The sequence below is a fragment of the Hymenobacter roseosalivarius DSM 11622 genome, from assembly GCF_900176135.1.
GTDB lineage: Bacteria > Bacteroidota > Bacteroidia > Cytophagales > Hymenobacteraceae > Hymenobacter > Hymenobacter roseosalivarius.
Window position 1 is genome coordinate 1 of sequence record NZ_FWWW01000049.1, and the last position, 11,837, is coordinate 11,837.

Here is an 11,837-nt window from a genome sequence, read left to right on the forward strand (position 1 = left end):
TACCCGATGCGGTGATCGTAAATACGCCGCAGGTGTACTACCGCTTTCACGGCGTGCCGGTGCTGTACACATCGCCTTACGATGAGGCGTTTTTGCAGCGCGTGGCCCAGGAAATTCAGGCAGAGCCCACGGTGAAAGAAGCCTATATCTACTTCAACAACGGCATCGGCGGAGCCGGTGTACTGAACGCACGGCAGCTACAGAAGCTACTGAACGCGGAGCCGGCAACCAGCGGGGCGCTTACAAGCTAGTAGGCGGGACCGTAGCAGCACAGGTGAGGCTTAGGCAGCCGGTGAGTCGGAGGCGGGAATAGGCAACGACGTTATCTTTTGCAACAGGCTGATCATGAGATGATATACTTCGCGTAACTCGGCCGGATCGATGATAGCAGCGTCCTCGGTGAACATCAGGTAGACTTCCGCAGCGGGCCTTTCAGACGTAGGAGCTAGGCTCAGGCGCGCATTTGGGTGGCGCAGCAGGGTTTGGCGCAGGTGGGGGTCGGCAAGCAGCAGGGCGCGGAGCGTATCGGCGCTGTTGGTGGTGATGATAAAGGTAGCATCCAGCTCCGGGTCGCCCAGCTCTATATCGGTGAGGCCGAGCAGCTTGCCAATCTCATGCACCCAGTCCTGCTCGTGCATGGCGAAGCGCAGGGGCGTTTGGTTGGGGACCAAAGCGGTAAAGGCCGTGGTTTCGAAACCGCCCTCAAAACCGCCCCCCAAGTCAATATCAATGGCCATGCGGATGTGGTAGCCTGCCTGCACCAGCTCTGCATCGTATTCAAATAATTCGCTTTGCTGGTTGATATCGGCAGTCACCTGCTGCCATAGAGCATCCTCCGTATCGGCGGAAAAAACGCGGGGGGTATCCATGATTTTGAAGAGTAGAAAGTTAGGTGGTCGGCTCGCGGGAGCCTTTGGTACAAATAAAAACGCCCCCCGGCCAAATTGGTTGGGAGGCGTTCTCAGCGGAGGGTTGGTTTAGCGTCTGGCACTTTGCAATTGCGTGTTCATCAGGGTGGCCAGCATGGAATCGGGGAGAACTAGGCTGGAGAAAAAGTTGAATTTGGCGCTGACGGTGGGCAGTGAGCGGGCCGCGCCTTCCATCATATCGTCGTAGCCGCCCTCGGCCACCGCGCGGGCCGACGCCGGGTGGCTGGCGGCGCGGGTATGCTCGGCGTGGGCCACATGGAAGAAGTTAGTATCGGTGGGCGGTGGGCACAGAATGGTCATCGTGACGGCCGATTTCTGCTGCTTCAGCTCGTGCTGTATTGCCTCGGTGAAGCTGAGCACGAAGGCCTTGGTGGCGGCGTACACGGCCTGGCAGGGGCTGGGCGAAAACGAGGCAATGGAACCTAGCTGCAAAATCTTGCCTGAGTTGCGCGCCACCATATCGCGCAGATACAGCTTGGTCAGGTGCACGAGCGAGGCCGTGTTTACCTGAATCATGTTCAGCTCGGTAGCGATGTCGGTATCCGTGAAATAGCCGGTTTCGCCAAAGCCGGCATCGTTCACCAGGGCGTCAATCTGGAGCCCGCGCTGGGTGGTTTCGGCGTAGATCTGCTCAGGCGTTTCGGGGCGGCTCAGGTCGAAGGGCAGCAGCACGATGTCGACGCCCTCAAATTCCTGATGGAGCAGGCGGGCGGCTTCCTTCAACTCATCGAGATGGCGGGCCACGAGCACGACGCGGTAATCGTCGCGGGCGAAGCAGCGGGCCAGCTCCAGACCAATGCCGCTGGAGGCACCGGTGATCAAGGCGGTTTCGTTGTTCATAGCAGAAAGGGTTTAGGGTGAATGATTCGCTATATAAGTTACTGATAAACAGGGAAAGTAATTTGAAAAAAAGGCGGCCTGAGCAGGAGCGGACAAAAAAAGCGGGTCGGCCCAACATGGGCCGACCCGCTTTCGCGTCTGAAACTAAGCCTTGCTAATTGGAAGCAGCCGAATAAGGCACACCCATGTTCTGGAACATGAAGGCCCACTTGTCGGTCTGCTCGCTGATGACCTGGGCGGTGGAGCGGCCGGCCCCGTGGCCGGCCTTAGTTTCGATACGGATGAGCACCGGGGCCGGGCCTTTCTGCATTTCCTGTAGGCGTGTGGCAAACTTGAAGGAGTGCGCGGGCACTACCCGGTCGTCGTGGTCGGCGGTGGTGACCATGGTAGCGGGGTAAGCGGCAGGCTTCAGGGCGTGGTAGGGCGAGTATTTGTAGAGGTAGTCAAACATCTCCTGGGAGTCCTGGGCGGTGCCGTAATCGTAGGCCCAGCCAGCGCCGGCGGTAAACTGGTTGTAGCGTAGCATATCCATCACGCCCACGGCCGGAAAAGCGACTTTGCACAGGTCCGGGCGCTGGGCCATAGTGGCGCCCACCAGCAGACCGCCGTTGGAGCCGCCCGAAATAGCGAGGTAGTCTTTGGAGGTGTAGTTGTTTTTGACCAGATACTCGGCGGCGGCAATAAAGTCGTCGAATACGTTCTGCTTTTTGAGCTTGGTGCCGGCCTGATGCCAGGTTTCGCCGTACTCGCCGCCGCCGCGCAGGTTGGGCACGGCATAGATGCCGCCATTCTCCAGCAGCACAATATTAGAGGTGCTAAAACCAGGCGTAATGTTCACGCCAAAGCCGCCGTAAGCGTAGAGTAGCGTAGGGTTTTTACCGTTTAGTACCAGGCCTTTTTTGTGGGTAATCAGCATGGGTACTTTGGTGCCGTCTTTAGAGGTGTAAAACACCTGCTTCGACTCGTATTTGGTGGGGTCAAACTGCACGCCGGCTTTCTTATACACGGTAGATTTGCCGGTGGCAATATCGTACTTGAAAATGGTGGGCGGATAGACGTAGGAAGTGAAGGTGTAGTAGGTTTCTTTCTCTTCCTTCTTGGTGCCAAAGCCACCGGCCGAGCCCACGGCAGGCAACTCGATAGAACGCTCCTTTTTGCCGCTCATATCGTACTGCTCAATCAGGGAAGTGGCGTCTTTGAGGTAGTTAGCAAAGATTTTGCCGCCGCCCGTCGAGACGCTGAGTACGTTTTTATTCTCCGCAATCAGGTCTTGCCAATTAGCGGTTTTGGGATTGGCCGCATCCACCGTGACGACCCGAAAATTAGGCGCGTTCAGGTTGGTGTGGATATACAATTTGCCCCCCACATTGTCCACCACATTGTGCTCGTTTTTCTCGTCGCTGACTACCTGCGCAATAGCGCTATTGGCCTTGCTCAAATCCTGCACGTACAGCTCGTTGCCGGTGGTGGTATTGGCGGCCGTAATGACCAGGAAACGCTCGTCCTCGGTGAGGCCGGCGCCGATGTAGCGGCGCGGGGTTTTGTCGCCGCCGAATATGAGTTTGTCTGAGGATTGCGGGGTGCCGAGCTTGTGGTAAAACAGCTTATGATATTGCGTGAGGCCGGCCAGCTGACTGCCGGCTTTGGGCTTGTCGTAGCTGCTGTAATAAAAGCCGTCGTTGCTGCGCCAGGCCAAGCCCGAAAACTTCACGTCGCGCAGCGTGTCGCCGACGATGGATTTATCAGTGGTTTTGAGCACGATGACTTTGCGCCAGTCGGAGCCGCCTTCCGAGATTTGGTAGGCGGCCAGGCTGCCGTCTTTGGAGAAAGAAATGCCCCCCAGCGAGGTGGTGCCGTCTTTGGAAAACTTGTTCGGATCGAGGAAGACTTCCGGGGCCGCGTCGCCGAGCTGGCGGTAGAGTACGAACTGGCTTTGCAGGCCAGTGTTTTTGGAGAAATAAGTGTATTTGCCTTCCTTGAAAGGAGCGTTGTATTTCTCATAATTCCACAGCGTTTCGATGCGCTTGCGGATGGCGTCGCGGTAGGGGATTTGCGCCAGATAATTCTGGGTTACTTTGTTCTGCTCCTGCACCCAGGCTTTAGTTTCGGGAGCCTGGTCGTTTTCCAGCCAGCGGTAAGGGTCGGCTACCTTGGTGCTGAAGTAAGTGGTGACGGTGTCCACCTTTTTGGTTTGCGGGTAAGGCAGCGTTTTCAGGTTGGTTTGGGCGTACGCCTGAGCGCCGAACAGCACCGCCGCCAGCGCGGGAAGAAGGAGTTTCATTGTGTGTAGGCTTGGTGAGCAATAACTTCCGGTAAAATACCGGAAGTAAATCAGTTTTGCCTGCTACTCTTTTCATTCCCGTCGTGAAGACGCGTATTGGCGTTTCAATCGTCGCGGGCGTTGTGTAGGTGAACGGCACGGAATCAGTCGTTCAACGACGAGACACAACTATATGTCTCTACCTCGTTCTTGCAGCCCTTGGTATAGCTTGCTTAGCTATCGCACCTGAATACAAAGTAAGCCACTACTGCGACCAATGCCAGCGAGCCGAAGCGAATCAGGAGAAATACCCACGCGGGAAGCTCGGGGCCTTTGGAATTTTGCAGCATAATAAAGTTGAAAAATCGGGCTACTCAGCCAGTAGTTGCTGGTACTTGAGCCAGTCGAAAATCAGCTGGTCGACGGCCGATACCTGGGGGCGATGACGGTAGGTTAGCCATATTACCTCTTCAATTTCGGCGGCGGGCTGAATGGTGCCCGTGTAGCGGGCACCGTAGCAGGTCATCCGCACCTGCACATCCGGCGCGTGGCCGTGGGCGGGTGCCTCGAAGGTGCCCCGGTACACAATGCTTTCTACTAACAGCTCCACCGTCAGCTCCTCCCTGATTTCGCGCAGCAGCGTCTGCTCGTCGGTTTCGCCGGTCTCGCGCTTGCCGCCCGGAATGTAGTAGCGGTCTTTGCCGCGGCTGCGCGTGCTCAATAGTTTGCCTTCGTGCAGGTGCAGCCAGGCTATTTTGTCAATCAGTTTCTGACTGGGGGGCATTTTGTTTTCCGGCATCAGCTGAATGCTTTTTCCCGCGGCATGGTTTGGAGCAGCCACTGATAGAGCTTGTCCACGTCTTTTTTGTGGAATAGCTCAGTGCCCGGATTCATAGTGGCGGCTGTGCCGCAGGCCACACCCAGCCGTATTACTTCGCGCAGCGGAAGCCCGGCAGACAGGGCATGGACCATACCAGCCACCATGCTGTCGCCTGCGCCCACAGTACTGCGTTTTTTGACGGCGGGAGCCGGTACGTGGTCAACTAGGTCTTGCGAGATAAGGCAAGCGCCTTGCGGACCCATAGAGGCGGCCACCAGCGTGCATTTGTTGTCGCCGATTAATTCTCTGGCGGCTTCGGCTACGCAGGCGCTGTCCAGCTCACTCGCGCCTACCAACCGGCTCAGCTCCCCCAGGTTGGGCTTGATCAGGTATACGCCACCCGCTTCCACTAAGCGCTGGAGCGCTGGTCCGGAGGTATCAACCACCACCTTCACCCCCGCCTGGTTGGCTGCCTGTACGATGGCCACCAGGAAATCGGGCTCAACGCCGGGGGGCAAGCTGCCGCTGATAATCAGAAACTCGGGGCGCGGCGCAATGGACCGCAGCGCATCCAGTATGCGCAGCTGCTCCGCCGCCGATAGCTCGCGGCCTGGCATGCCGAAGCGGTATTGCTGGTTGGAGGAAGTATCAACCACGATAAAGTTTTCGCGGGTCCAGCCAGCCGTTTCTATGGGGTGTTGCGCGATGCCTTCTTCCGTGAGCAGATGCTGAAGCAGCGAGCCAATGGGGCCACCCGCCGGAAACACCGCCAACGTATCGCTGCCCAGCCGCCGTAGTGCCCGCGACACGTTGATGCCGCCACCACCGGGCTCAAATTTGGGCGTGGCACAGCGCAGCTTATGCTCAGGCACAATTTTATCAACGGAAGTGCTCTTGTCTACCGTCGGGTTCAGGGTAAGCGTAACGATGGATTTCATGAGGTAAGAATCAGTGCCAGTTGCTTGCCCAAAAATGCTTCAGCCAATGGTCACTACCCGTTTACTGGCCTCGGGGCTCGGGGTTGCGCTGTGCCTGTTCAGAAGCTGGAGCAAACATATTTAAATCAGGTAGAGACGCGACTTATAGCCGCGCTATTCCGGCTTGTGCTTTTCGGCCTTGGTGGGCGGAAACCGCGGGTCCATGTCCTGTAAGGTTTGGCACAGCGTTTTGGCCACCACGTAGGCCTTGTACCAGTTCTGATCGGAGGGCACGATCGTCCAGGGGCACGACTTGGGGCTGCAATGGCGGAAAACGTCTTCGTACACGTCGCGGTATTCGGGCCACTGTTTGGCTTTGTCTTCGTCGCCGGCCTCATATTTCCACTGTTTGGTCGGGTCGTGCACGCGCTCGGTCAGGCGTTCGCGCTGCTCCTTTTCCGAGACGTGCAGGTAGAATTTCAGCACCGTCGTACCGGCCTGCTGGAGCAGGTTTTCGAAAGCATTGATGGCCTCGAAGCGGTGTTTGGCTTCCTTCTCATCGATGAGGCCCAGCACGCGCGTGATGAGCACATCTTCGTAGTGGGAGCGGTTGAAGACGTGAATCATGCCGGTGCGCGGGGTATGATGATGCACGCGCCACAGAAAATCGTGGGCCAGCTCCTCTTCGGTGGGTTCCTTAAACGCATGTACCTGCACGCCCTGTGGGTTGATGCCGCTGAAGACCCGCCGAATCAGGCCGTCTTTGCCGCTGGCGTCCATGCCTTGCAATACTACTAGCACGCTCCGGCGATTTTCGGCGTAGAGCCGGTACTGCAATTCCCCCAAATCCTCTCTGATGCGCTCCAGCTCACTCTCGGTGTCTTCTTTCTCAACGCCCCCCGGTGCCCGGGAGGGAGCCTTGAGCAGGTTGTAGGCAGCAGGAGTTTTCATCGGTTCAGGGTTGAGTAATTGCTTACTCAGGTACGCGAAGCAGGCCAGGAGGTTAAGCTGAGCCCTAACAACTCCGGCTTTTCACTCAACGTAGGTTTGGATTGGTCGCTAGGGTAGCGAAGAAAGCTGAAAAAGCCCCCCGAATGAAAACCGCCTCGGCGGCTCGGCCATTGCTACATGGTAGCCGATGGGCGTGGACGCAGGGCGCTGAGGGCTACGCCAATCTTGACGCCCGCCGGGAAGTAGAAGCCCTGGTGCCCATAATTGGAGGAACCGGAGCGGTATTGTCTGCCTTCAATAGCTGAATTGGAGTGACTTTGGCGCCAGCCCAGGCCCATGAACAGGTCGATAAAAACGGGACCGGGCGGTAGTGGAGCCTGGTAGCCTACCTGCATGGAGCCGCCGTAGCGGATGATTTTTTCGGTGAAGCGCACGGGGCCGTATTCGTAGTAGGGCAGGTTGCCGGGGCCTTGGATTTCGCGCCAGCTGCTCCGATGAAAAGTCATCAGGAAGTGCTGAAAATGCGGACCGTAGCTTACGTACAAGCCCGCGGGGAAGGCCGCCCTGGCGGGCACGACATAGAAGCGGTGCTGGCCTTGCACACCAAAGCCGCGCACCGACTCATCCTCGTTCAGTGGGTTGGCACTTCGAGCCCCATCGGGCCGACCAGTGGGGCCGTAATACAACTGCGGGGTAAGCGTGAGGCTCTGCTGCGGATGGCGGGCTCGTTGATGCTCTACTTCCAGCCAATACCCACTCATCACCACATGCTGGGGGGCAAATTTGAGGGATGAAGCGTTCAGCACAGGCAGATTTTGCCCCCCAGCCCTCAAACTAAAGCTCAGCAAGGCCAGCGCCAGCCACAGGCCACCCCAGCGCGGTGCTGGGGGGCAAATTTGCAGGGGAGCAGCCATTACTTAGCCGTAATTGGTAGAAAGCTTAGCTGCTGCAATTGGGCACCGGCGTAACTGTATTGGTACAAGCCATTGGAGCCGATGGCCAGCAGCGTACCGTCATTAGGAATCACGTCGGTGACGGCCACCTTGTAGTGCTGCTTCTGCGTCAGCAAAGGGGCCTGACTGGTATCGAAAGTTTTCAGACCATCGGAGTCGCATACGAAGAGCTGGTTCTTGTCTACTCCCAGGCCTTGCGGGCCCGTCATCGGGTAGGTGCGCGCTAGTTTGGGGTTGCTAAGGTTCGTGAGATCAATCACTTGCAGCTCATTGACTTGCATACCGCCGCCCCGGCAGAACATGGGGCCGGTGCGCAGGGTCACGTAGGCGAAGCGGCCGTCGACCACCACTGGGTCGCAGCTCATGACGTGCTGAAAGTAAGATACCTGGCGCGGCGACTTAGGCGTGGCGACGTCATAAATGTACATGCCGCGCTGGGTGCCCAGAAACAGGTAATGGTCGTAGGGAAAGATGGTTTCGACGCCAAACATCAGAGGCAATTTGGGGCCGGGCGCGGGCGCGGCGGGCAAAGCAAGATCGAAGAGGCGCAGGCTGCTCTCATCCACGGTATAAAGCATGTCGTCGAGCACCGCAAATCGGGCCAGGGAGCCGGCCTTGCCCGTACCAGCCGCGCCGGGGGCCGAATTAGCGGTGGGGGAGCTGTTAAATGCCGTTCGCGCACCCCAATCCAGGGCCGGATTGTAGGCCATGGTGCTTGTTCGTTTCTGCCACCCCACTACCACCGTATTCGCGGGCCAGCTGGCGGGCAGGCAGTCGGAATGCACGCCCAGCCTTTCGGGCATTGGCAGCTCGCGGAAGGCCTCGCGCACGCGACTGACCACCTTTACCGCCAGCGGATTACTGATGTCAATGGTGACCAGATCGGGGCCGTTGTCGGCGTAGAGCAGATTGCCTTTTATCGCAATATCCACGTTGCCCGGAATGCGCAGGAAGCTGACGATACGCGGATTTTTTGGATCCTGGTTATCAATTACATGCACGCCTTCGTAGCGCTCATTCACGAACACGTAGCGGCCGTGCAGATAGATCTTGCCGGTGTTGTGCATGGCCTGGGCCGGTCGCGCGGCCACCGATCCTTCCAGCGCCGGGCGCGTCATCAGCAGGGGGCAATAGGCGGTCTGTACATAACTGCCCGTGCCGGACCAGCGGAAGCCTGCGACGTCGCCCGGCTGTGGAGTTTCGTCAGATTCATCGGAGCAGGCACCCATGCCCAGCAGCACGACGCAGCTGAGCAGGTATTTGTAAAATCTGACCATAGCAATAAGGTAGCTTGAGTGAAAGGAAAAAAGCTCGGCGCGAAGCAGCAACGACATTGCTGTGACTTCCTTTCTGGGAGCCACATAGCAGGCGAAATGGTTGCACGGCCTTTGGCAAAAAAAATGTCATGCACAGCACAGCATGACATTCTCAGACAGTGGCCAAAAAAAGAACCGCGCCATCGGCGCGGTTCTGTAAGTTAGAAGGCAGAAAGGTTTTTGCTAATTCACCGGCGCGGGGGGCGTTTCCTTCACATACTTATTCAGCCACGAATCCATCTCCCAGAGCATGTGCATGATGGACTCGCGGGCCGCGTAGCCGTGCGACTCGAAGGGCAGCACCACGTAGCGGGCCGTGGCCCCGTGGCCTTTCAGGGCGTTATAAAACCGCTCGCTTTGGATAGGGAAAGTGCCGGAGTTGTTGTCGGCCTCGCCGTGAATGAGCAGAATCGGCGTCTTGATTTTGTTGGCCGCCGTAAAGGGCGACATCTTATCGTACACCTGCGGGGCCTCCCAATACGTGCGCTCCTCAGCCTGGAAGCCGAAAGGCGTGAGCGTGCGGTTGTAAGCGCCGCTGCGGGCAATACCAGCCTTAAACAAATTACTATGCGCTAATAAGTTAGCCGTCATAAAGGCTCCGTAGGAGTGACCCATCACGCCCACGCGCTTAGGGTCCACGACGCCCAGGCGCTGGCCTTCTTCGATGGCGGCTTTGGCCCCGGCCACCAACTGCTCCAGGTAGGTATCGTTGGGCTCGGCGGTGCCTTCGCCCACGATGGGAATGGAGGTGTTCTGGAGCACGGCGTAGCCCTGCGTTACCCAGAAAATAGGCGAGCCCCAGGTCAGGCGGGTGAAGGTATAGGGTGAGCCTTTTACCTGGCCGGCGGTGCTTTTATCCTTGTACTCGGCGGGGTAGGCTTCGAGCAAGGTAGGCAGCGGCCCATCGGTTTTTTTGTAGTTGGGGGGCAAATACAGGTTGGCCGTGAGCGGCAGGCCATCGGCGCGCTTGTACTGGAGTACCTGCTTTTTGAGCGCGCCCAGGGCCGGGTAGGGGTTGGGGAAGCTGGTCAGCGCGGTCAGCTTATTTTTCTTCTTCGCATCACGCAAAAAGTAGTTCGGAGCCTGCTCTACCGACTCGCGGCGCGTCACAAGCAGGCGCTTATCCGTGTCCAGAATAGCCACGGGCACCTCGTAGTACGGCGCCTCGGAGCGCCACCAGCGCTCCGTCTTGCGGGTTTTCAGGTTTAATTGGTCCACGAAAGGGCGGTTGCCTTCGGGCGAGGCACCGTCGCCGAGCAGGTAGATAGTCTGCTGGTCGGGGCCGCCGAGGGCCAGCACGTCGCGGCCGGCGGCGTTGGGCTTTTGGTAGGGCGTACCGGGGTCGTTGTAGGTATCCTGGGAGGAGCGGTCGAAGAGGACCGTGGGGGGCATTTTGGTGGTCGGGTTCACCACCCAGGTCATCACTTTGCGGTCGGCCCAGCGGTAGCCATTCACCAGAGCCGTCGTGTTGTTGCCCCAGGTAATGCCCCGGAAGCGCAGAGGCAGATCGACCAATTCCTGGGGCGCGGCGGCAAAGGGGGCAGCCAGCGTCAGCACTTTGTCGCGCACGGCGGCAATTTTTTTGGGGTCGCCGCCGTCCTGGGCTTCTACCCAATAAATAGTAGCCGGAGCGTCGTCGCGCCAGTCGTGGCTGCGCGGGCCGGTGGGCACGGCGTCGAAGCTGGTCGGCACGTTATCGGCCAGCGGCAGATCAGCAATGGATTTGACCAGATTGCCGGCCAGATCCAGCACATCTACTTTCACCGGGAAGCTGCCCACGGTGAGTTGATAGGAGTAAGGCCGGTGGCGGGTTTCCACCAGAATATACTTGCCATCGGGCGAAGGCGTGGCCTGCTGAATCACGCCCGGCTGGCCCAGCGGCTGCGTTTTGCCATCCAGGCTCACTTTCATGAGCTGGGTGGTGGCGTAGTAGTCGAATAGCTTTTCGTCGCCGGGGTTTTTCAGCAAATCCTGGTAGGTGCGGGCGGCGGCCGTGCGGCCCACGTTTTCCTGCACGATAGGGCCCGTAGGCGCGGCGGTAGCATCGGGCACCGGACCCCGGTTGGTGGGCACGGTGCGGGCAATCAGCGTCTGGTTGTCGGGCAGCCAGCGGTAGGCGGTGCCGAACACGCTGTTCAGGCGCACACCCGGAATCTGGCGGGCCGTGGCGGTGGCTACGTCCAGCACCCACAGCTGAATTTGCCCCCCAGCCGCGGCTGTAGCCTCGGTGGTAAGCGCGAAGGCAACCTTGCTGTCGTCCGGCGACCAGCTGACCTCGCTGATCTTAGCCGGCGTGGGCAGGCCTTTCACCGGGATTTCGGCTCCGCCCGCCAGGCGCTTGAGCTTCAGACTCGTGGAGTAGCTCACGCGGCTGGGACCGTTGGTGCGCGGGTTCAGGCGCAGGCCGGCCATGCGCAGCTCGGGCTGGGAGAGGTCGGCGATGCTGGGCAAATCCTGCACGTCGAGCAGCAGCAGCCATTTGCCATCGGCCGCGATGCTCACGCGGGGCGTCACGGGCGCGTCTACCAGGTCGACAATAGCCTTGGGGGGCATCTGGTAGGTGAGGTCCTGGGCGGGGACCGTCCAGTGGATGGCGAGCAGGCTACCGAGGAGGAAGAGTTTTTTCATGGGGCGAGGGTAAGGTTGGTAGGGGGAAGATAGGGAAGTTCGTTCAACGAGTGGCCTTATGTGGGCCTTACTCTCCTAACGGTTTGCCTCACCCCCCGGCCCCCTCTCCTAGGGGAGAGGGGGAGCCACACGCTCGGCCTACGCAGCACCTTCGGCTTTCGCCTCAGATACTGCTACCGCGTTACCTGTGGTGCGCAAGCTTCTCCTGTATAAACGGTAGAAG

The 11,837-nt window shown here is 58.9% G+C and carries 10 protein-coding genes; 1 reads left to right on the plus strand and 9 read right to left on the minus strand.

The annotated features are described in order from the left end of the window. The coding region (locus tag B9A24_RS05425) for a DUF72 domain-containing protein (RefSeq protein ID WP_143434773.1) at nt 1–251 on the plus strand (251 nt) is incomplete at its 5' end. Between the two features lie 30 nt (nt 252–281). Here B9A24_RS05425 and B9A24_RS05430 read toward each other — a convergent pair. The 9 genes from B9A24_RS05430 to B9A24_RS05470 form a co-directional block, all read right to left on the minus strand. Next, entirely contained in the window at nt 282–869 is a 588-nt protein-coding gene (locus B9A24_RS05430) for a hypothetical protein (RefSeq protein ID WP_084444167.1), read from the minus strand. A gap of 108 nt (nt 870–977) precedes the next feature. Continuing rightward, nucleotides 978–1,769, minus strand: coding sequence for an SDR family NAD(P)-dependent oxidoreductase (locus B9A24_RS05435; protein ID WP_084444168.1), 792 nt, complete (start codon nt 1,767–1,769; stop codon nt 978–980). 154 nt (nt 1,770–1,923) lie between these two features. Continuing rightward, complete coding sequence (locus tag B9A24_RS05440) at nt 1,924–4,050, minus strand: prolyl oligopeptidase family serine peptidase (RefSeq protein ID WP_084444169.1); 2,127 nt, start codon at nt 4,048–4,050, stop codon at nt 1,924–1,926. Nucleotides 4,051–4,399: 349 nt separating this feature from the next. Next, nucleotides 4,400–4,828 (minus strand): NUDIX hydrolase, encoded by a 429-nt coding sequence (locus B9A24_RS05445; protein WP_234997009.1) that lies wholly within the window; start codon nt 4,826–4,828, stop codon nt 4,400–4,402. After that, complete coding sequence (locus B9A24_RS05450; protein ID WP_084444170.1) at nt 4,828–5,787, minus strand: 1-phosphofructokinase family hexose kinase; 960 nt, start codon at nt 5,785–5,787, stop codon at nt 4,828–4,830. The genes B9A24_RS05445 and B9A24_RS05450 overlap by 1 nt, the downstream gene beginning before the upstream one ends. Before the next feature lie 153 nt (nt 5,788–5,940). Next, a complete protein-coding gene (locus tag B9A24_RS05455) occupies nt 5,941–6,717 on the minus strand; it encodes a PPK2 family polyphosphate kinase (protein WP_084444171.1) in 777 nt (258 codons plus the stop codon). 173 nt (nt 6,718–6,890) lie between these two features. Further along, nucleotides 6,891–7,631 carry a hypothetical protein gene (locus B9A24_RS05460; RefSeq protein WP_084444172.1) on the minus strand — a complete coding sequence of 247 codons (741 nt, stop codon included), beginning with the start codon at nt 7,629–7,631 and terminating at the stop codon, nt 6,891–6,893. Further along, the gene (locus tag B9A24_RS05465; RefSeq protein ID WP_159451952.1) at nt 7,631–8,947 is read right to left on the minus strand and encodes an LVIVD repeat-containing protein; all 1,317 of its coding nucleotides are present in this window, start codon (nt 8,945–8,947) and stop codon (nt 7,631–7,633) included. Before B9A24_RS05465 ends, B9A24_RS05460 begins: the two co-directional genes overlap by 1 nt. 222 nt (nt 8,948–9,169) lie before the next feature. Next, nucleotides 9,170–11,614 (minus strand): alpha/beta hydrolase family protein, encoded by a 2,445-nt coding sequence (locus tag B9A24_RS05470; RefSeq protein WP_084444174.1) that lies wholly within the window; start codon nt 11,612–11,614, stop codon nt 9,170–9,172. Nucleotides 11,615–11,837 lie beyond the last annotated feature (223 nt).